The organism is Oceanospirillum linum (assembly GCF_001995095.2).
In the GTDB taxonomy this organism is placed as follows: domain Bacteria; phylum Pseudomonadota; class Gammaproteobacteria; order Pseudomonadales; family Halomonadaceae; genus Oceanospirillum; species Oceanospirillum linum.
In genome coordinates this window covers 98843-120016 of the sequence record NZ_MTSD02000010.1, presented here as the reverse complement: position 1 = coordinate 120016, position 21174 = coordinate 98843, and the positions used below count along the sequence as shown (strand labels likewise).

The 21174-nt window shown below is 49.1% G+C and carries 20 protein-coding genes; 3 read left to right on the top strand and 17 right to left on the bottom strand.

Annotated features, from left to right (window positions below; translation table 11 throughout):
- Positions 1-360 precede the first annotated feature (360 nt).
- The 5 genes from BTA35_RS17975 to BTA35_RS16030 form a co-directional block, all read right to left on the bottom strand.
- Positions 361-498: a hypothetical protein gene (locus BTA35_RS17975; protein ID WP_160055282.1), complete on the bottom strand. Its 138-nt coding sequence runs from the start codon at positions 496-498 to the stop codon at positions 361-363.
- A 115-nt stretch (positions 499-613) separates the two neighbouring features.
- Complete coding sequence (locus tag BTA35_RS16045; RefSeq protein WP_078320825.1) at positions 614-1561, bottom strand: LysR family transcriptional regulator; 948 nt, start codon at positions 1559-1561, stop codon at positions 614-616.
- A gap of 552 nt (positions 1562-2113) precedes the next feature.
- Positions 2114-3268: an iron-containing alcohol dehydrogenase gene (locus BTA35_RS16040; RefSeq protein WP_078320824.1), complete on the bottom strand. Its 1155-nt coding sequence runs from the start codon at positions 3266-3268 to the stop codon at positions 2114-2116.
- 616 nt (positions 3269-3884) lie between these two features.
- Positions 3885-4661, bottom strand: a complete 777-nt coding sequence (locus BTA35_RS16035) for a hypothetical protein (RefSeq protein ID WP_078320823.1) — start codon at positions 4659-4661, stop codon at positions 3885-3887.
- A 178-nt stretch (positions 4662-4839) separates the two neighbouring features.
- Positions 4840-5706, bottom strand: a complete 867-nt coding sequence (locus tag BTA35_RS16030) for a LysR family transcriptional regulator (protein WP_078320822.1) — start codon at positions 5704-5706, stop codon at positions 4840-4842.
- Positions 5707-5920: 214 nt separating this feature from the next.
- Here BTA35_RS16030 and BTA35_RS16025 point away from each other — a divergent pair, with 214 nt between their 5' ends.
- Complete coding sequence (locus BTA35_RS16025; RefSeq protein WP_078320821.1) at positions 5921-6526, top strand: FMN-dependent NADH-azoreductase; 606 nt, start codon at positions 5921-5923, stop codon at positions 6524-6526.
- Between the two features lie 256 nt (positions 6527-6782).
- Positions 6783-7064 (top strand): peptidylprolyl isomerase, encoded by a 282-nt coding sequence (locus BTA35_RS16020; RefSeq protein ID WP_078320820.1) that lies wholly within the window; start codon positions 6783-6785, stop codon positions 7062-7064.
- A 38-nt stretch (positions 7065-7102) separates the two neighbouring features.
- Here BTA35_RS16020 and BTA35_RS16015 read toward each other — a convergent pair whose 3' ends face one another.
- On the bottom strand, positions 7103-8023 hold the full coding sequence (locus BTA35_RS16015; RefSeq protein ID WP_078320819.1) for a LysR family transcriptional regulator: 921 nt from the start codon (positions 8021-8023) through the stop codon (positions 7103-7105).
- 193 nt (positions 8024-8216) lie between these two features.
- Between BTA35_RS16015 and BTA35_RS16010 the strand changes: the two genes are divergently transcribed.
- On the top strand, positions 8217-8909 hold the full coding sequence (locus BTA35_RS16010; protein ID WP_238377619.1) for a type 1 glutamine amidotransferase domain-containing protein: 693 nt from the start codon (positions 8217-8219) through the stop codon (positions 8907-8909).
- 32 nt (positions 8910-8941) lie between these two features.
- On the opposite strand, the gene BTA35_RS16005 is transcribed toward BTA35_RS16010, so the two are convergent.
- The 11 genes from BTA35_RS16005 to BTA35_RS15960 form a co-directional block, all read right to left on the bottom strand.
- Positions 8942-9844 (bottom strand): sensor domain-containing diguanylate cyclase, encoded by a 903-nt coding sequence (locus BTA35_RS16005; RefSeq protein ID WP_078320818.1) that lies wholly within the window; start codon positions 9842-9844, stop codon positions 8942-8944.
- Between the two features lie 132 nt (positions 9845-9976).
- Complete coding sequence (locus tag BTA35_RS16000) at positions 9977-10519, bottom strand: DUF2058 domain-containing protein (protein WP_078320817.1); 543 nt, start codon at positions 10517-10519, stop codon at positions 9977-9979.
- Positions 10520-10611: 92 nt separating this feature from the next.
- Positions 10612-11124, bottom strand: coding sequence for a TlpA family protein disulfide reductase (locus BTA35_RS15995; protein WP_078320816.1), 513 nt, complete (start codon positions 11122-11124; stop codon positions 10612-10614).
- Positions 11125-11578: 454 nt separating this feature from the next.
- A complete protein-coding gene (locus BTA35_RS15990) occupies positions 11579-12781 on the bottom strand; it encodes an MFS transporter (protein ID WP_078320815.1) in 1203 nt (400 codons plus the stop codon).
- The gene (locus BTA35_RS15985) at positions 12778-14568 is read right to left on the bottom strand and encodes an ABC transporter ATP-binding protein (RefSeq protein WP_078320814.1); all 1791 of its coding nucleotides are present in this window, start codon (positions 14566-14568) and stop codon (positions 12778-12780) included. Before BTA35_RS15985 ends, BTA35_RS15990 begins: the two co-directional genes overlap by 4 nt.
- Positions 14565-16229, bottom strand: coding sequence for an ABC transporter ATP-binding protein (locus tag BTA35_RS15980; RefSeq protein ID WP_238377618.1), 1665 nt, complete (start codon positions 16227-16229; stop codon positions 14565-14567). The genes BTA35_RS15985 and BTA35_RS15980 overlap by 4 nt, the downstream gene beginning before the upstream one ends.
- Complete coding sequence (locus BTA35_RS18740; RefSeq protein ID WP_274378439.1) at positions 16211-16339, bottom strand: hypothetical protein; 129 nt, start codon at positions 16337-16339, stop codon at positions 16211-16213. Before BTA35_RS18740 ends, BTA35_RS15980 begins: the two co-directional genes overlap by 19 nt.
- A 155-nt stretch (positions 16340-16494) precedes the next feature.
- Positions 16495-16761 (bottom strand): putative antibiotic biosynthesis monooxygenase, encoded by a 267-nt coding sequence (locus tag BTA35_RS15975; RefSeq protein ID WP_103989751.1) that lies wholly within the window; start codon positions 16759-16761, stop codon positions 16495-16497.
- Positions 16742-17983 carry an MFS transporter gene (locus tag BTA35_RS15970; protein ID WP_078320813.1) on the bottom strand — a complete coding sequence of 414 codons (1242 nt, stop codon included), beginning with the start codon at positions 17981-17983 and terminating at the stop codon, positions 16742-16744. Before BTA35_RS15970 ends, BTA35_RS15975 begins: the two co-directional genes overlap by 20 nt.
- Positions 17976-19070: a class I SAM-dependent methyltransferase gene (locus tag BTA35_RS15965; protein ID WP_078320812.1), complete on the bottom strand. Its 1095-nt coding sequence runs from the start codon at positions 19068-19070 to the stop codon at positions 17976-17978. The genes BTA35_RS15970 and BTA35_RS15965 overlap by 8 nt, the downstream gene beginning before the upstream one ends.
- Positions 19071-19082: 12 nt before the next feature.
- A complete protein-coding gene (locus BTA35_RS15960; RefSeq protein ID WP_078320811.1) occupies positions 19083-21107 on the bottom strand; it encodes a TonB-dependent receptor in 2025 nt (674 codons plus the stop codon).
- Between the last annotated feature and the right edge of the window lie 67 nt (positions 21108-21174).

Below are 21174 nucleotides of genomic sequence, written 5' to 3'. Positions count from 1 at the left end.
GTATGAGAATAAAAGAGTCTGGGCGTTCATCTACAAGACAGCATCAAGTGCTAAGGTCGGAATCAACATCACCAGACTCATCGGAACAGAGGTAGCTAACCTCAGTTCCAGGAGAGATACAAGGTCGGATAAGCCGTAGGCGCCATCCGACGTTGACCATCGATGCGCAGGAGAGCTTCTCAGACAACCAGAACCATTAAATGTCGGATGGCGCGCCAATCACGTTTTTGCAATTTGATCGTTCTGCTTTTGGCGCTTATCCGACCTACGAGGAAAGACAAGAGTGTGACGGTTACAAGGTATGCATTCCCACACGGAGCGGTGGGAACGAGGTTTAGATGGGACGATAACAAACAAGATTTATGTAGCCTTGCCAGCCGCTCTCTGACCTTCTTTTGCAACATAATTTACCCGCGCTGCCTTACCAGCTTTCATCTCTTTGACAGACTGGAGCAATTTATCACCCAGTGTCTCCGTGACCTGTTTCTTTTTGTTCATTCACCCTACCTCGAAAACCGATCTACAATGAGTTTAATCCCATTATTCTTAGCAGGTGTAATTAGCACAAACAAAGCCTGCCATATAGCGGGAACAGATCAACAAGAGTCAGTGTTTAGCCCTCACCCTCACCGGTATTAAAGCGTTCACGCAATATCTTCAGAAATAACTCCCGCGGTTTACTCGGCTGTGCGGTTTTCTTCCAGATGACGGTCATGGGCAGTACGTAATAACGCTCTTCCGGTGTCAGGGGCTGGATCAACCCGTCATCCACGTAGGACTGGGCGTAGCCCTCTGGCAGGAAGCCGATAAACTTGCCGGATAGTATCATCGCCAGTCGGCCTTCGTAGAAGTAAGCCTCAGCGGCACGGTTCAGTCCTGTCATCAGCTCATCAACCGATTCATGGGGCTTAAGACCGGCGTGAACCAGTGGCAGGCTGTTCACCAGGTCATCGGTGAGTTCATCTTCCGGCAGTGCTGCCACAGGATGCTTACGACTGATATAGAGGCGGCAGGTATCACTGAACAGGTCGATGTAGTCCAGCCCTTCCAGCTTGCGGTGGCAGGGAATAAAACCAACATCGGCCCGGTCATTCAGCACCATGCGCTCAATTTCAGCCATGGAGGCGACATCATTGGCCAGATGAACGCCGGGGGCTTCATCGGCGAAGATGCCGATCAGGTCAGGAAATGCCAAGCGCGGATCAAGACTTACGGTATCGGACAGAACAATTTTCAGACGACCGGTCAGACTGGAGTTAAGGTTGTTGACCGTCATGCGGAACGCATCCAGTGAATCCAGCAGATTCTCCGTCATCTTGTAGATCACCTCTCCCTCTTCCGTCAGGGAGAAGCCGGAACGCCCGCGCTTACACAGCACAAGGTTCAGTCGGGATTCAAGATTCGAGATATGCAGACTGATGGTGGAGCGACCGATATTCAGCGCGGTTTCTGCAGCGGAAAAGCCTCCGCAGTCGGCGACGGTTTTAAAAACTTTGAGCTGTTTAATCTCATAGTCACCCACCTGCCCCAGTGAGTAGTTTTTTACACTCTTAGCGCTCATAGAAAACTGCAACTGCCTGATAAATAAGATGGAGTTATGCTGTGCATACGGAAGAAGCTAGTGTATCAAAGGAAGCTATCAGATACCCGATATCTGACAGGATATTTTATTCAGGAAATAAATACGACAAAAGTTTGTTGCAAGCAAAACTTTATATTGATCCGGTAAGATTTTTAATCAAAGGCCGGTTATCTATTATTTACACCGTGGATGGCACCTGAGGTTTCCCCTCTGATTCATACTTGCTTGTGATGAATACTCAGGTGATCGACACCGGTCATTTCGACACCCTGCTGACCGGACACCCTTTGGCCCGGTAATCCGCATTTACCGGGCCATTTTTTACGACCGTCGTGCAACGGTTGTGAAAATGCTTTTCCAACGAAAAGCGTATGTTGTTTTATCCCTCGGAAAGTTATTTGCCCGGCTGCATCTCTCGCTGCAGGCCGGGCTTTTTTATCCCGATACTTTATTACCTGACTGAACGACCTGACAGATGCCCCCGCACGCCTGTTCGACAGATCATTTTTTGTGCGAGGGTTGCAGGCTTATTTACAGGCAGCGTTTAAGGACAGCAGCGCTAACCTCCGGGGTTACATCCTGATGCTCACCCAGGGCGACCATATTGTGCTTTTTCAGCGCTTCAATCATCGGCGGAATATCGTTCTCACCAATACCGTAATCGCTCAGTCGTGTTTGCACGCCCAACGACTCAAAGAAAGCACGGGTCTCTTCGATAGCACGGTCAATACGTTCATTCTCTGTACCATGCTCAATAGCCAGTACTTCACGGGCATATTGCAGGAGCTTCTCTCGTTTTTGCTCCCGCTTTTCTTCCATCATTCCCGGCAGAACGACGGCTAGCGTCTGACCGTGATCCAGCCCGTGCAGCGCAGTCAACTCATGGCCAATAAAGTGCGTAGACCAATCCTGAGGCACCGCCAGACCGATCAATCCATTCAGGGCCATAGTGGCAGACCACATAACATTAGCCCGCACATTATAGTTTTTGGGCTCTGACAGCGCTTTGGGGCCATTATCGATCAGGGTGCGCAGGATACCTTCCGCAAAGCGATCCTGAAGATCAGCTCCCACCGGAAACGTCAGATACTGTTCAATGGTATGGACAAAAGCATCAACAATGCCGTTTGCAACCTGTTTCTCCGGCAAAGAGTAGGTTACGGTCGGGTCAAGTACCGCAAACTGAGGGTACAGGGCACGACTGTAGAAGGGCATTTTATCCTGGGTTTCGTAACGGGTTACAACACCGTTAGGATTGCTTTCAGAGCCCGTAGCCGGAAGAGTCAGTACCACGCCCAAAGGCAGTGCCTTACGCACTTTGGCACCTTCGGTCAAGATCGTCAGGGGATCACCGTCAAAACAGGCGGCACCGGCAATAAACTTAGTGGCATCCGCCACGGAGCCACCACCAACCGCCAGCAGAAATTCACTGCCGTCAGCTTTAATCTGCTCCAGGGCTTTCAGGCAGGTGTGAAAACCGGGGTTAGGCTCAATACCGCCAAATTCACTCCATTGGTGCTCCGCCAAAGCTGCGCTAACCTGATCGTAGACACCATTGTTTTTAATACTGCCTCCGCCGTAGATCACCAGTACCTTTTTATCTTTCGGAATTGAGGAAGCAATTTTGCTAATCTGGCCTTCGCCAAAAATCAGTTTGGTTGGGTTCTGAAAACTAAAGTTATACATGACCTAGCCTTTCTTATGTTTATAAGCCGCACTATATGCGTACCATTTAACGCTAGTGTAACAGCGCTTCTCTCTGCCTTCCATGGCACTCCTACTTATGGGGGAGTGCCAAAACAAACACACAAAGATGGCACAAAAACATAAATAGGTATCACAACCAAATATCATTAACGGCTCGGGGAATCCCCGCCAGCCTGAACGGTAAAAGAAGAAGAGCCACCGCAGAATTTGTCCTGTGAGTCTCCTGCAAGGTGAAGCCACCGAAAAGTTGTCCACAGTTTCGGTGCACAATTCTGTGCATAAACCCTGTGCAGTGACTCTAGGGCATGGATTTATGCCGTGTTCCGACGAGTGGTGTCAGATTGTGCAACAATTCACCAATATCTGACCGAATAACGCTGACCAGACTTAACCGGCAGTTTCCTCTTCGCCCATCAAAGAATTTCAATCTCGCCCTTAGGTTTTTATCCCCTCGGACAGGGCCACTTTTTCCGGACAGACACTCTGTCTGCTATAAAGCAGGAAACAAAAAAAAAGAGGCCCGATGTAAAACATCGCGCCTCTTTCTTAACGGCCTGAACGGTTTCAAACCTCAGAACTCTTGCCTGTACACAATCTACTCGAAAGGCATATCACCAAAGGCTCGGTATGTCCGCATAAAACCAGCTTCCAGACCGATAGCAGCATCAGCCATCTCCTGATGTGTGCCGGTGCGCAGTGCCTGACGCAGTCTGTTCAAGGCCATCTGTTCCTGAGCTACAGCCCGTTTTAATTCAACAAAACGGTCATCCGTAAAACCAAACAACTGCTGATCAAAATCCGCCCGACTGACATGGTGGCGGATCGCTTCCCAACGAGGCCAAACCTGAGCCCAGTTTTTTTGCAGTACCCGGATTTGAGCTCTGGTGAACAACCTGCCCTTCTTATTGTCCGCCGTAGCAATCAGCGCGTCCATGTAAGACTTATAAGCATTCAAATCATCAATATAGTAACCAATACCATTGCGCTCACGCAGTCCGTGCAAGGTTACGGTTACTGCCCTCAGCTGCTTCCTGGCATCTTCCAGCTCACCTTCCTGGACATCCATAAAAGCTTCACTAACCATACCGGATGCGATATCCAGAAAGTGCGGCCATTCAGGATCATCACTGTTAACCGCAAAAGTCGTGACAAAGGCACTCCATTGTTCAGAGAATGTCATCATGGCGTCACGGGCGGACTCACGATCCCCCTGCTCTATATAGATCAGTGCGGGGATATACTGGCGATCCATGTCGATAGTGGCCTGCAACAACGCCCTGTCATTAGCCAGTACGGTACCGGATAACACCAGACTGAAAGCCATCAGCTGTATGGCCCGTGAAACAAGAGTCCCTAACCGTTGAAGAACCATTGCTTACTCCTATTGATTCATAATACCTGCAATTATAGCCTAAGCTTTACGGCCATAGATATGCCCTTAAACAGACAGGATACAGATCTCCTCGCTGAAATAGGTTAGACCTCTTCACTCTGATGTACACCCAGGCGCTGCAAGTGCTTTTTGCAGTTGGCCGTGCGTCCCTCTTCCATCAGAATCTCATACAAACGTCTGCCCCCGGGCCTAAAAGGTCTGGATCAGGAATAACCAGGCTAGCGGTTGCCGTTCGGGTGGAGGAAAAATCCACATCCAGTGCCACCAGCTCGCCGCTGGCCAGTTCCTGCAGCACCTCGTGCCGTGGTAACCAGCAAAAACCCAGGCCATGCTTGAGAATCTGCTTTGCCCGCTCAAAGCTGTCCACTGTCCAGCGCTGCTCTGATTTAAGCCAGCCCTGTGATTCAAAAGGTTTAAGGGCATTATCTTTAATCACCACCTGCATATGCTCAACCAGTTCCTGCTGGCTGATTGTCTGCCCCTGAGCCGCTAACTCATGGGTGTGATGCGTCACTAACATAAACTCGACCCGGCATAACTCTTCTGAAGTGTAGCCCTTAGGCACATGACCGGTAATTGCCAGATCGACACTATTATTGACGATCTGCTCTACGCTACCGGTAAGAACCGTATCGATAATCCGAATACGGGTCCCACGGCTTTCAGGGTAAAAGCGTGCCAGCGCCCGAAATAGCAGATCCCGTGGATAGATCGCCTCGACACAGAGACTCAGCTGGGGCTCCCAGCCCATATCAATATTCTCGGCCAGTTTTTCCAGTCTTTCTGCTGTTTCCGTCAACACCCGTGAGCGCCGTAACAGGGCTTCTCCGGCATCGGTCAGAAATGCCTTTCGGCCTTTAACTTCCAGAACCTGAACACCCAGCTGATGCTCAAGCTTTTTTACGGCATGGTTCAGTGACGACTGGCTACGGTGCAGAGCATCTGCCGCATGGGCATAACCACCGTGATCCACCACGGCCTGCAGAATACGCCATTGCTCCAGAGTTGTTTTATGTCCCGCCATTAGATTTTCACTCAATTTAACCGGTGGATACGCCTAAACCTTTCAATTTTTTCGAGTTTAAGCTCAAACATTTCTAATTTACAGAATATATAACACTATTTAATGCAATTTTCTTTCTTTTTGTTAGGAGTAAAATAATAAGAATTGAATATAACGGACAACACCTTTCTCTACTCAGGAAGCCCCTTGTCTGCTAATTTACAGAGGAAATACCATGAAAAATCTACTTGTGATTCACTCCAGCCCTAAACGCAGTCAGTCCATCACCCGGGACCTGACCACTGAATTTATTGAAAAATGGCGGAATACTAATCCCCAAAGTGCCATTATTAATCGGGATGTCGGCGTTAACCCACCACCCCACCTGACAGAAGAAACCATAGGTGCTTTCTATACGCCGGCGGAACAGCGTTCTGAGGCTCAGAAAAAAGCACTGACCGTATCTGACGAACTGATTGCTGAGCTGCGTGCAGCTGATGAGATTGTGATCGCGTCACCCATGCACAACTTCAGTATCACTTCCGGCCTGAAAACCTGGATCGATCAGATTGCCCGTGTTGGCGAAACCTTTCAATATACAGAGCAGGGGCCACAAGGCCTGCTGAAAGATCGCCCGGTGTATGTGATCACAGCAAGTGGTGGTGACTACCGTCCGCACACCCCAATCGCATTCCTGAATCATCAGGATACTTATCTGAAGGTAGCGCTTAACTTTGTAGGCCTGCAGGATCTCAGATTGATTCAGGCGGCAGGTGTTGCTGCTGGCGAAGCACCAGTCAATGAGGCCCGTACAGCACTGACGGAAGCGATCAGCGCATAAGATCTGCCCTACCGGCCAGCCTGATTCCCCATCAGGCTACTGGGCATCAACGTTGGCGGCATGCCGGGGGCAGATACCCTAATGCCTTCTGGTGGGTCAGCGGTGGTCTGTTCAGCTCTGCAATAGTTCTGACATTGCTGCTTCGCCGGAAAAAATGGCTATAATGGCCGCCTTTCCGGCGAACTGCTTTTGCTGAATCATTACTTACCACTGCTATTTTACTGTTACTGCAGTGACAACCTCAGAGGACACCATCATGGCCACGGCCTGCGCACGACACATTCTGGTTAAAACCCGGGAACAGGCGGAAGTGATCAAAAAGAAGCTGGCAGTGGGTGGTGATTTTGCCAAACTGGCCAAACAACACTCTCTCTGTCCATCCGGTAAGAAAGGCGGTGATCTTGGAGAGTTCCGTCGCGGCGCTATGGTAAAGCCTTTCGATAATGTTGTTTTTACGAAGCCTGTCCTGAAAGTACACGGGCCGGTAAAAACCAAATTTGGTTTTCATCTTATTGAAACCATCTACCGTAACGATTAAACCGGCCAGAGAAGCATCTCCCATAGAAGACCAGCCATTTAGCGAACAATACCGGTCAACGGGTGTTCGAGGCGAACAAAGTATTCCCTGAGAAAGTCCAGCAGCAGCCTCAGTTTCTTAGAGGCTGCATTGCCCGGTGGAAAGACCCCATAGATATCGATAGGGCTCAGTTCAAAGTCATCCATAATGGTTTCAAGGTGGCCGGCTTCTATTCTCGGCCAGGCATCGTACAAGGGAATACGTCCCAACCCGTGCCCACCCTCAATAAACGCTGTGCGCGCTGCCGCATTGTTGGTACTTACTCCGCCTTTTAAAGCCACGCTGTATGAACGTTCCCCCTTTCGTAAGGTCAGCACATCGGAAGTTCGCTTATAGATTACCCAGCGATGATGGGCCAACTCAGTTGGATTTGTGGGTCGTCCGTGCTTTTTAAAATAGGACGGCGCACCACACAAACAGGTGGACAGGGTTGTTAAACGAGCGGCCTGCAGGCCGGAATCTGGCAGGGGCGCACCCCGAATCGCCAGATCAATCCCCTCCTGCATGATATTGATGATTTCATCACTGAGCATCACATCCAGCTCAATCTTAGGGTAAAGGCTTCGGAACTCATTCAGCGCAGGCACCACCAGCTGGAGCCCGGCATTGACCGGACAGGTAATTTTAATCAGCCCCTGGGGTTCATCTTTCAACGCTTCCATCTGCTGCTGAGCCTGCAGCGCCTGCTCTGCAATAATCCGGCAGGACTGATAATAAACCGAACCGGCCTCGGTCAAATTGATCGCCCGGGTAGAACGGTTCAGCAACTTCACCTCAAGCTGTTCTTCCAGTTTCTTTATATGATAGCTCACCACCGCACGGGAAAGCCCAAGGCGCTTGGCCGCAGCTGTCAGATTGCCCTGCTCCACAACCTGAGCAAACACCACCATACTTTTTAACTGTTCAAACGAAATATTCATCTTAAGGCCCGTATCCGGCTTGAGGGTTGCAACACAACACCACCTATATTGTATCAATAATTAAACTATTAAAGTCAATTTTGCTCATATTGTTCAATTCATATTAGAGGCATAAACTGCCTGACAAGACCTCAGGTCACCTGAAAACACTTAACCAGGGAGCCCTTAGATAGGGTTCCGGGAGATATGAATTATGAGCGCATTAAGCGATAAAAAAGTACTAATGGTTTTAACCTCTCACTCAGCGCTGGGCGATACAGGTGAAACAACAGGTTTCTGGGTGGAAGAGTTTGCCGCACCTTACTATGCACTGGTTGATGCCGGTGTACAGGTCACACTTACGTCTCCAGCTGGCGGCCAGCCTCCGGTTGATCCCAAAAGTGAACTGGAAGACTTTCAGACTGACGCTACCCGACGTTTCGATCAGGATGCTGATGCGAAGGCTCAGATCGCTAATACCCTGAAACTGGCAGATATCAACGCTGATGATTTTGATGCCGTATTTTATCCGGGAGGTCACGGCCCACTGTGGGACCTGACGAACAACCCAACGTCTATCGCACTGATCGAACGTTTTCTGGCGACACAGAAACCCGTGGCGACGGTATGCCACGCCTCTGCAGCACTGCTGAATATTAAAGATGCCTCAGGCGACTATGCAGTGAAAGGTAAGGCGGTTTCCGGCTTTACGAACAGTGAAGAAGACGCTGTTCAACTGACCGATGTGGTGCCATTTCTGCTGGAAGATGAGTTTATTAAACGCGGTAGTGACTTTCAGAAAGCCGGCGATTGGCAGGCTTTTGCTGTACAGGACGGCCTGCTGATCAGCGGACAGAACCCGATGAGTTCTGCCCTGACCGCACAAAAGTTGCTAAAAGCACTTTGATCATTCAGCGCTAACACGTTAATCCACCAATGCTAACAAAGGAGGTCGTCCCGGTGGGCGACCACCTGATTACGGCCATTCTTTTTCGCCTGATAGAGCGCCTGATCCGCACCCTTGACCAGCTCCCAAACGACCTTGCCAGGAGAGAAGCTGGCATAACCAATTGAGACCGTCAGTGAGATCACCTGGCCCTCATAAACCACCTTCAGCTCACTTAACCTCTGTCGCAAACGGTCCAGCACCTGCTGCGCAACGCCAGAGCTGGTATCCGGCAACAGTAACAGGAACTCCTCACCACCATATCGCCCTACAGAGTCAGCCTCCCTCAGGGATTCATTAAGGGAGCGGGAGATCGCTTTTAAGACCTCATCACCCGCTAAGTGACCGTAGGTATCATTCACCCTTTTAAAAAAGTCGATATCCAACATCGCCAATACATAGGGGGTATGGTTGCGAATGGACTGGGCATGGTTCTTATCCAGAACCAGACCCAAAGAGCGACGATTAATCAGGCCCGTCAGGGGATCAAATGAGTTTTGCTGCTCTACAATAGAATCGTGCATACGGCCCAACAACTGATCCAGCTCTGCTTTGCAGCAGTTTAGGGTGCGAAACTCTTCTAGCGAAACCTGCTGATTTTGCTGATACTGAAGCACCAGATCCCGTGCCACGTCATGCACCTCTTTATGGGTAGATTCGAGAACCGAAAACTCGGGAGTAGTGCGAATCGCCTCGGAAACATTTCGGTAATACCAGCAACCAAAGCCGCATTTGGTATGAGCCAGAGGGTCCATGACCTGTTCGCTGAAAGGCTGATGACAAACCAAACCCTCCAGAAGAGACTCATACCAGCTTCGATGGCTGACAATCGCGTGCTCTAGAATGTTGATCGCTTCATTGATCTCATCAGAACTAAAGCTATAGCGGGCAGACATAGACACCTCCTGTAATGACTCCCTTACAGCCTATCAGGTATCGGTTTCTTACTAATTGATTTAGCAGCAATTCCGAATCATTCAAGCATAAAAAAAGCCCGCAATGCAGGCTTCTTATTCGTCTGTCGGCTATTACCACATCAGGTCATCCGGAATCTGGAAATCAGCATACGGGTCATCTTCTTCTGCATCACCGGTATCCGGCGCTTTCTCATTCAGTACAATGGGCCAATCCGGCTCACGCTGCAGAATTTTCTCTGCTACCTTTGGAGGTATCAGGTCATAACGCCCTTCAAGCTCAGCAATTGCCAAACGCCCTTTAGCCAACTGATCGGAAATTTTGGCCGTTACGTTAATCTTTTTGACTTTCTTATCCATAATAAAGTTATGGGCAATATCACCGGCAGAGTTTGATAACCGGTTCATCTCAATCAGTTGCTTTACCTGGGCTTTGATAGCTTTTTTCTCTTCCTCAGCCTTACGCTCAAGATTCAGCAGGCGATCACGCTCTGCCTTCTCTTTACGCTGCTGCTCTGCGCGTAGCTTAACCTCATCTTCCTGACCTGTTGTACGCTTAACCTTTGCCTGCTTTTTCTTGTGGTTTTCCGCTTGCTTAACCTTCTTCTTATTGGTTAAGCCAGCGCTTAATAGCTGATCCTGTAACGATTTACTCATATCGGGCCGTATTTCCGTTCGGGTAATTAAATTCTGGCAGTGGCTATTATCTCTGTTTTCGGCTCAGGATTCACCTGCCTAAACCGCCTAAATCAGAGCTGTAATATCTGCTCCAATAATACAGATAAATCACTCTCAGTTAGCTCTCCACGATGCACATCTGCCTGTTCGCCCTCAGCGTTATAAAACAGCGTTGTGGGCAGTGCCATACTGGCTGTCACTTGTGCCAGCTGCCCTCTATTGTCTAACAGCACATAAGTAAGATCCAGATCAGCGTTATCCAGAAAGGCACTTACTGTTTCAGAGTGCTCACCCTGATTGACAAAAACAAAGACAATATCAGGATTCGCCTTCTGAGCCTGCTCCAACAGAGGCATCTCACGAATACAGGGTGGACACCAGGTTGCCCAAATATTTACCACCATAGGTTTACCGTCAGCTATCTGGTCAAGCGTAACCACCTTTTCATCAAGTGTCTTCAGCTCCACATCAGGCCGGGCACCGGATTTATGTTCCATCAGAGCAACCAATGCTGCCATCGCAGCAAGAACAAACAAAACAGTCAATCCAACCCATAATAGTGGACGTGCAAAGCGCTTAATCATGTGATCCCTTAATCAGACTTTCAGTTACAATACAGCTTCAGCAATGCCATGGATTGCTAACAGCTGTAACAATGTACAATTTTTTGTGATTAAAAAAGTTGCGGTACTTCGTAAAATACACAATCCATCAACAGAACCTCTGTGTAACTCATCAGCTCACTAGCTTAAGTCGTTACCAGCCTGCTTTTGAGCCAAAGAGTGCCTTTTTGTTCCTATTCTTGAGTCTTTCGACTCCGTTTTACATCTGATTCCCCGGTTGTGCCAGATTTTCAGGCGCGCTTGCCCTAGGCAAGACGATATTTCTCCGTGATTAACATGCTGGTAAAGCTCAGCAAGCATATAGACTCGATCTCTGTTTTTCTTGTCTCCTTAGTAACGGGTTTTACGGTAATAAAAAACCCCGGTTATCACTAACCGGGGTTCTTTTTTATAACCTGCGCGTACTCCGGCAACACTAGCTATTAACCGGCACCTCATCAGGTTGTTTGACCAAGGGCCGGTACACGGCGAAGCCTATACTCAGCAGTAATAACAAAGCAGCGGCGATCAGATAAGGCAAGATGGGGTTTATCTCATAAAACAGGGTGCAAATCAGGGGCATGATAACCATCGCTAACCCTTGCACTGCGGCCAGTGTTCCAGCTGCGGTTCCCTGCTCATGGGATTCAACGCTGTTGGCCGTTAATGCCTGTACGGAGGGAAACACCAGACCAAGACCCGCCGCCATAATGCAATAGCTGACCAACAATCCCGCCTGACTGATCCATAGCGTCACCAATAAAAAGCCGCCACAGGCCAATAACGCCCCCCACAAGAGCACCTTCAGGCTATTAACCTGTTTAGCCTTCGATAACACCACCTGAACCAGTATCAGGGTGACCCCAACTCCGGTCATTGCTAAACCGGCCATTCTGGCGGCCTGCAAAGCATCCAGATGCAGGCGATCCAGCGCATAAAAACCAACCGTCATCTGGGAAATAATCACGCTGCCCATCGCCAGAAACATTGCCAGCAGGGGTAAACGAATTCGGTGATCCATGAGTTTGACCCTTGGGGACTGCTGGTTCTCCACAGGGGTTGTACCGGGTAACATCCATGCCAGCAGACCAACCGCCAGCAGTGGCAGCACAGCAGCCAGATACAAAGGCATCACCAGATCCGTGTATTGCGCCAACACACCGGCCAACAAAGGCCCAAAAACCATGCCTAATGCGCCAGAAGCACCCAATTTAGCCATTGCAGGCGCACGTTCATCCGGCGGATGAGTGTCGGCAATTTGTGCCGCACAAACGGGCGGCACACCGGCAAAAAACACCCCCATCAAGCCTCTGAACAGAATCATCATCAGCAGCAAGGCAAACAAGGATAAGGGCGTTTTTAAGGCATAATCCAACAACCCGGCCAGCAGCAGGTAGCTGAGGGAGAAGCCGATGCCTGCTAATAGCAAAATGGGTTTTCGGCCAAAGCGATCACTCCGCCTCCCCCAAAAACGAGCCAACAGCATCCAAAAAACACCGGAAATGGTGACAATCAAGCCACCATGCCATTCCGCTAAGCCTAATTCCCGAATCAGCGGGCCGATCACGGGCACAAAAACCATCATTGCGGTCATGCAAAGCATATTGAACAGATGAATGCTGGCAGAAGACGACTTCATGAAACAACTCCCTCTGACGAGGTGAAATGCCACGCTTTGATACTTTGCTGTGCCTGCCACATTCTGGCGTAACGCCCCTGGTTAGCAAGTAGCTTATGATGCTGACCACATTCGGCCAACTGTCCCTGATCGATCACCAGAATCTGATCGGCACCCGCAATGGTAGACAGCCTATGGGCGATAACAATCACCGTACGCTTACGCACCAGAGCATCAATGGCCGCCTGCACAGCTACTTCACTTTCCGTATCCAGTGCTGCGGTGGGTTCATCCAGAATCACAATGGGCGCATCCTTAAGTATGGCGCGGGCAATACTGATCCGCTGGCGTTCACCACCGGAGAGTCGTCCACCAATATCACCCACACGGGTCTGATAACCTTCAGGTAAACGGGAGATAAACTCATGGCAGTGAGCGGCGCGGGCGGCGGTTTCAACCTCCTCATCAGAGGCATCAGGCCGGGCCATACGGATATTAGCCAGAATGCTGTCATCGAACAGATAAACATCCTGAAACACCACGGAAATCAGTCCATTGAGCTTTTCCGGCTCAATGGCATGCAGTTCCACACCCCCGATGGTTATACGGCCTTTTTGCGGGTCTGCATGGCGCATCAGCAACCGGGTTATCGTGGTTTTACCGCTGCCCGAAGGCCCCACTAATGCCGTAAGACTGCACGCTGGCAGATGGGCATTAAAACCCTGCAGGGTGGCAGACTCTGTATTGGCATAACTGAAATCCACCCCTTCAAAACAGATCTCAAAGCTATCCGGTAACTGAGCCGGTGTCTGTTGTGGCAGAGGTTTGATACTCAGCAAGGCATCAATCTTACCCAATGCCGCTTCCATAATATCGATCACCTTGGCGTAGAGCACAAAGGTTGCCAGTGGCTCACTGAAGCGCACCACGATCACCAATAAGGCAGCGAGCAGGGCAATATCCAGAGATCCCTGCACTACAAACAGAATACCGGCAAACACCACCAGCAGCACCGCCAGCTCCATCACCGTTGCTAAGATCAGATTAGGCTTGGCTCCTTTCTGCTGACCTATGGTCTGGATTTTTTCCAGCTCCAGAAAACCACCGCTCAGGTACGCTGCCTTTTCACCGGTGCAACAGGCAGCACGCAGTACCGGCAAACCCTGGGTGTATTCCAGAATATCACTGCTGGTACGCTGATTAGCATCTGCCAACATCTGCATACCACGCCCAAAGGCAGGCCGACGCCAGCGGTAAAGCGGAATCAGCAGAGGAAACACCAGTAACAGAATCAACCCCATACGCCAGTCGAAGTACAGCGCCACTAAAGCAACAACAACGGGTGTGATCAGGGCATGGGCCATCATGGCCGCCACCGTCAGCAGGTAATTCAGGTTTTCATCCACATTGCCTAACAAGGTGGCATTCACCTCACCGGCACGTTTATCCTGCAACAACTCCAGAGGAATACGGCGCAGCTGTTCCCCCATCAGCGTTCGCAGTTCATGGGTATTGGCCACCGTATACCCCTGATAATCAAATCCCTGAGCCCACCAGCGTATCCCTAAGCTAATCAACATCAACACAGACATCGTCAGCAGCCAAGGCAAAGCCCCCTGCCAGTCCGCAGTGGGAATCAGGCTCTGGAACAGCGGCATCATGCAGGCCAACGCCAACCCCTGTACAGCCGCAGCAACCGCCAGAGCGATCAGACTGGCCCGAAGGCGTGCTGACCGACCACGGGCACCGCGCATTAACTGCTGCCAGGTTTCTTTTAAGGGCGTGATGGAAGGTGTGTCAGTGCTCATACTTTTTCTCCTGTCAGTGCCCAATCCTGTGCCTGCTCATAGTTGTGCCACAACCGGGCATAGACTCCCGCCTGTGCCACCAGACCGTTATGCTGCCCTCGTTCCACCAACCGCCCCTGATCAAACACCAGAATCTGGTCAGCATCCCGAATGGTTGATAACCGATGCGCCACCATCAAAACGGTCTTTCCCTGCATCAGATTCGCCAGTGCCGCAACCAATGCCGCCTCGTTTTCCGGGTCCGCAAAGGCGGTCGCTTCATCCAGCACCAGAATGGGCCGGTTTTGCAGAATCGCCCGAGCGATGGTGATGCGCTGACGCTGACCACCGGACAGAAAAACACCCCGCTCACCGGCCTGAGTGTCGTAACCCTGGGGTAACGCCATAATAAAGTCATGAGCCTGAGCCGCTTTGGCTGCGTCCATCACCTCGTCCAGAGTGGCTTCCGGCAGGCCCAGACGGATATTGTTGGCCAGGGTGTCCGCAAACAGAAAGGTATCCTGGAAGACAAAAGCCACCTGCTGCATCAGTGTCTCCGGCAGCATCTCACGCACATCCACACCGCCAATACGAATACTGCCACCGGTCACATCCCAGAAGCGCGGAATCAACCGCGCCACCGTGGTTTTACCGGCACCGGAAGGCCCCACCAGCGCCGTTACGGTGCCAGCGGGCACCTCAAAGCTCACATCCTGCAACACCAAAGCCCCATCGGGGGTATAACAAAAATCCACCTGTTCAAAGCAAAGACTGGCATTTTCGGGTGTTTTGGCCGCTGTTTTCTCAGGCACCGGCAGCTCCGGCTCGGCCAGCACTTCATGGATGCGATGAACACTCATCTGGGTTTTAGCCACCAGATGTTTCAGCGACATCAGGGGCAAAAGTGATTCCGCCATGCCCGTCCCCACCAGCAAAACCGCCAGCCAGACACCGGTATCTAAATGATCCTGACTGAGCAACCAACCCCCCAGCCAAATCAGCGCGGCGAGGGTGGGTAAAGGACTAAGAATCAACTGGGACAAGCGGGATGACACTCCCGCCATGCGATACCAGCGGGTGACAATATCTCTGTAGGCTTCCAGCGCCTGCTGATAACGGCCAAAGGTCGCCGTTCCCGTATCAAAAGTACGCACTACAGGCATCGCCTGCACATACTCCACCACCGCACGGCTTACATTTTCGCCCGCCCGGTTGTACTGATGCATCATCTCACCGCTGTTACGCATCGCCAGCGAGACAACCGCCACACCCAGCACCAGTATCGCGGTAGCGACCAGAGCCAGATGCCAATCCAGCCACCACAGCAGAATAAAGGTCAGCACCGGCGAGACATAAGCCCGGGCATAGAGAGGTGTACTATCGGCAACAAACACGTGCAGGGCTTTGACATCCTCCATCAGCACTTTAGCCAGCGCCCCGGCACCGCTCTGCTGCACATAACCCAGCGGCAACCGCGCCAGATGCTCAGACAGCTGAGTGCGCAGCTTTGTCTCCAGCCGAAAGGCCGCATAGTGGGATTGATTAAAAGACGTCAGCCTCAGTACATAAGCCAGCACCGTCAAAACCACCGCCAGCAACATAGGCAGCCAGGGCCACTGGTCTGGCACCGCCAGCAACCGATGAACCGCCCAGGCCAGCGCCGTCAACGCCCCAGCGCACAAACCGCCGCGACACCCGCCAGCCCCATCGCAAAACGAATCCGCCCCTGCACAGGGCGCATAATGGACCAGACACCCGGCAAATCAGCAGATTCAGATACAGAACCCGACATAAACACCTCTGTTTGCAAATGATAAAACACAAACGAGATTATTTATCATTTACGGCTGGCAAAATGCCCATAGCGGGAATTAAACTGACACAGGAAGGAAAAAGCACCACTTTCCCCTTTGTTACCTGGTGCCTACTTTTTTACTTCAAATAAGTTTATTCCCTCAGCCACAGGTGCAGCCTTTTATGCAGCTGACCCAATATAAAACTCATGATAGGCACGATGATAATAGTCATAATTAAGAGCCTAATGGGCTGTGGCAATTGAACGATATAAGGCATTAGCAGTGGAAAAAATATGTTAAGCAGTGGATAAATCGTCACCCAAACCAACAACATTAATTTCCATTTTTTAGGTGCTTTTAAAGCAATATTATTCTCACCTTCTTGTTTTTCAACAATACTAATGTTTCCCACTTTCATTCTCCCTCTCTTTTTCTATCATCCAATACAATGACAAGGCACACACTATCAAAGCCCCTAAAACCAACCCTAGATACATCCCTGAATAACCTAGTGTGTCCAGCATGATGCCAGCGGATATAGGAACAAGCATTCTTGTTAAGGCAAATAAACTGGATTGCAGACCGTAATCACTGGCCGACAAGTCCTGACGGCTGTGAATCATAATTAAACCAAAGATCACCCCCGCAGACAGCCCTAACGCAATAGCAAGTCCCATCACAGCGAGGATTAAACGCCAATCTAACCACAGCATAGAAGCCGCCATGTACATTCCAAACAAGGTGATAACATTCACAATCGAAAAGGCAAATAACGCACGATAAGGAGAAATCTTTTGTATAAAAAAGCTATAAATAAGACCTGCTAAGGCTGCTACGATACCTGCAGCACTGGCAATCCAAGCCACATTATCTAAGGAGATACCCATGTCTAAAATAGAGGGTTTTAGATACAACCAAGCCGCACCGATAAACGGAAAATACAGCATCAAGATAAGATTCCATATTTTCATGTTTGGCCGCTGAAAGTAGCCTTTCCACATGGCAAAGAAGGATACATTTTTTACCAAAGTGGTCTCTGCGGCTGAATCCTGAATAGGAGGAAAAGCCCGCCCTGCCAGCACTAAAAATATGCCCGCAAGAACCACGGCTAAAGCAAACAAATAGAAGGGCCAAGACCAACCTAATTTTGCGTAGACCAGTAGCATCAAACCGCCACCAATCACTGATGCAAGTGAAGTGACAGAAGAACGAATCACGCCGGTTTTCGAGCGTTCTTCTTCAGGCAAGCGCTCAATGGCTAAGGCATTCACCGGAATATCCAGCCAAGAAACCACGAATGAGGTGCATAAGGCCAGAATGAATAAGGTTTTAAATGTAGTGGTTGCTAGGTCTAATGAAGCCAGAGCCAACAGGCAAAACACAAAAGCACCACCGAGTGCTAAGCTCCACTTCATGTAATTAGCGTGTTTAAAACGAAATCTGTCTATGGGCGAAGCAAAGAGAAACTTGAAAATAACAGGCAAGCCCGACATTTGGAATAAGCCTATTTCTGTTCCGCTCCAACCTTGTTCTCGCATAACAAGCGGTAAACCAAGAAACAGATAAATTGATGTAGCGGCTAGGGCAAAGTTACACAAGCCAATCACAAAGTGCAGGTAAAAATAGGAGGATTTATGCATGGTTTTTCCTCCCTATATGCAGCCACACTGGGGCCATGGGAGAACAGGCGACCTCCTTTGAGGCTATAACACTTATGCTGTTTTGATTAAGTATTTTGGAAATTTCTCCTTGTTTAGGTAGGTAACTTCCTTTCATTACCATAAATAAATAAAAGGGTAATACCCGTTCACAATGGTCTTTTTCAGGCGTCTGTTCCGCATGAAGAATTAATAAAATACCATTCGGTTTTAAGAGCGTTGAAATGCGTGCTATCGCCTCATCTGCGCTGTCTAGAAAATGCAATACGGAGGAACACCAAATCAAATCAAAGGCGCCTTCTGGTTGCGCAGTATTCAAATCGCCAGATTGAATCGATACACGATCTTGAAGCCCTGCAGCAAGAATATTGTCATTTGCCACTTTGGCGGTTTCTGGAAAGTCGAACACCACACCCGTTGCTTCAGGAAAGCGCTTCGCCAAGGCTAGCGCCGATAAGCCAGGGCCACCGCCTAAATCTAAAAAGTGCATCTGTTTAACCCTTTGCTCCGCCAGGAATACCCCGTCACCAGAGGCCATCAGGTAATCCATAATTTTATTAAGCATTGGAACTGTAACGGCTCGTTGCTCTTGGAAAATCTGAGCTTTGGCGGCATCAGCCCAAGCCACCGCCATATTAAGCGCCGATTCTGCATTATTTTCTTTTTTGGGCACTCGCTCTGGAGCATGCAATAACTTTTCAAATCCTGAGGTGAATGTTTGTAGGGTGTTCAGACGAAAGGCAACCGCCTGAGAACAATCTAATGATGAGCTTGGTACAAAATAGTTTTTCGCCATCTCGCTTGTTGAGTACAACACTTCACCCGATGTTTCTTCTAAAAATTTCTCTAGGCAGCCCATACTCCATAATAAATCCAACCAAACTTCTGTATTTTTTACATTCAAAGGCGAATCAAAAGATTCATGATGTGCAACGCCTTCCGCGTTAGATCGCGACAACAATAAGTCAAACAAAGATTTAGAAAGCGCTATTTCTAGTGCCTTGATTTTTACTTGTCCGCCTGCCAAATCCCAAAATGGTTGTAGTTCATGATGATCTAATAATGCCATGGTTATTCTCCCTTAAAGATCCATCGTGAACTTGAAACCAAATTCTCTTGGTGGGCTGTACACAGTGACATAACCATTTTGGTAGCCAACAGCATCGTATTCGCGGTCTTCAATATTATTCACATAGGCAGAAGTCCTTATGTTATCTGTCATCGCATAACTACTTGATAGATTTATAATTTTATAACCTTCTTGCTCATACGTATTGGCCGCATTCAAATACACTGATCCAGTGGCAACAAGACTCGCCGCAGCCGATAAACTATTACTACCGTCATAACGAAACGTTGCATGTCCATTTATCTCTGGCGCGAATAAGTTGGTATTTCCTGTGTAATTACTGCTGCCATCGACAAATTTATCAAAACGTGTTTTGTTCCAAGCCAGACCAGTTTCCATACTCCAACTGTCGTTGAAATTATAAGCAAGGGATGCTTCAACACCTTCTGACGTAGCCTCAGCGGCATTGGTCAAATAAATAACCCCCGCTGTCGGCATTTGCATCACTTGCATATTATCTATGTTCATATGGTAAGCCGACAGGCTGTAATTCAACTGCTGACTTAACAGCTTACCTTTCAAACCCAGCTCAAAACTTTGGTTTTTTTCAGGATCATAAGAAGAGTAATCTGCAGATGCAGTCACCATATTGAATCCACCAGCTCTCATACCTTCCGCATAAGTTGCGTAGGCCATGTGATCTGGATTAATAAGATATTGAAGCGTTAATTGAGGTGTTAACTCTGTCCAGGTTTCAGACTTTTCATCGGAACTCGTTGGTGTAATCGTCACCTCATCACGAGAGCCACGAAGCCCTGCAATTAATCGAACATCAGAGCGCAATGGCACCGTCCAGTTGGTAAATAATGCATAAGAATTACCAGCCTGCCCGGCGTCTAATGTGGTTAAACCAAAATAATTTTTTGATGTAGTGCTGAGATCATGATCTTGTTTTTCAAGATAGGCCCCAACCAACCATTGAGAGTCACCAAGATTGCCTTCTAAACGGAACTCTTGGGATAAGGTTCGCAGGTGGTTATCCCGTCCAATATAAAGAATTTCAGCCGCACTAAAATCAGTGTCTTGTTGAACCTCATCTTGAAAATCGTTGTATGCCGTCACCGAATTAAACTGCAAGCCTGACGAGGTATTATGAGTCGCATTAATCGAAAAGGTCTGGCCGACAGAGGTATTATAACTGTCGGTACCAGATGCAACGGTGGTGCGTTCAGTCGCGCTTGCGCTATTCCATAACATGGCACCATCATCATAGCTTTGGCGACGGTAGCGTACTACGATATCGGTATCTTCTGACATTAACCAGCGAACGCCAGCGCTTAGATTTTGGTGCTCTTTATCGTCCGCCTTTTTACCTGTTGTCCTATTGTCAATAAAACCATCTTGCTCGACAAACTCACCCGCTAAACTGGCATATAAGGTGTCTTCAATGAGAGTCTGGCTAGTAGAGGCTTGAACAACTTTTTTATTACGGCTACCAATCCCTAAGCCTAATCGGGTTTTGTCTTCACCGTCTAAGTCTTTACTAAAAACCGAAATCACGCCCACTTCCGCATTACGTCCATACACAGTGGATTGCGGCCCTCGTAAGATTTCAATTCTATCCACATCAACTAGGGTGCTTTCATAACCCTGCGCCGTTAATGTAGGAACACCATCAACCATCAATAATGTTGAGCTAGAAAGTGCATTGAAGTTAGCCGTTAACCCTCTTAATACAGGAGAGTTAATACCAGACTGTCCAAAAGGCTGAAAGCTCAGCCCTGCAAACTTGCCTTCCAACTGACTTAAGCCATAAATGCCTTCGTCTTGCAGCTGTTCGCCACCGTAAACACTTGCGTGCACTGGCGCGGTAGACAAGGTTTGTTCTTGCTTGTTTGCGGTAATGGTTAATTCCGGCAATAAAACACCATCATCGGCTGCGCTTTTTTCTGTTTTTTCTTCAGCAAAAGCTGACGTAACAGTTAGAGCAAGGGCGCCAGCAAGAAGCGTAGCGTGTGAAAATAACGGTCTTATCATGGATCTTTTTCCTCTGCATAACTCTATCTTTACGGGATGGAAAAACATGATAGACTTCACTGAGATT